This is a genomic window from Desulfovibrio sp. SGI.169 (assembly GCF_050313595.1).
Lineage (GTDB): Bacteria > Desulfobacterota > Desulfovibrionia > Desulfovibrionales > Desulfovibrionaceae > Desulfovibrio.
The window spans coordinates 1-362 of sequence record NZ_JBNPLS010000093.1; the positions used below are offsets into that span (position 1 = coordinate 1).

The window sequence follows — 362 nt, forward strand, 5'->3', positions numbered from 1 at the left end:
AGCCCAAATCGACGAGTCCGTCATAACCTCGCCAGCCATCGGAATGAATGACGCTTTCAAGGTCTACACGGCCACGTATGATGCCCTGGAGGGTGGCTCTGGAGCAATCAGGAACGATTTCCGTATAGACTTTATCCTTGCGTTTGAACAGACCAAAAACAATGGTTTTTCCGCGTGCTCCACGACCTCTGACGCCCCTGACCCGGCGAGCGCCGAAGTAGCTTTCATCAACTTCGACTTCCCCTTTGACGGGAGACTCCGCCTCGCAATAACGGGCAATTCTTTCCCGGAAAGCCGTCACATACCGGTTGATGGTGTTTCGGTTAACACCGGACAATTTCGCAATCTGTGAAGCTGTCAAA

General features: G+C 52.5%; 1 protein-coding gene. It reads right to left on the reverse strand.

What is annotated here, in order from left to right; genetic code table 11:
* Nucleotides 1–362, reverse strand: a 362-nt coding sequence (locus ACQRA4_RS13935; protein ID WP_427823643.1) for an IS1595 family transposase, incomplete at both ends; no start/stop codon positions are given.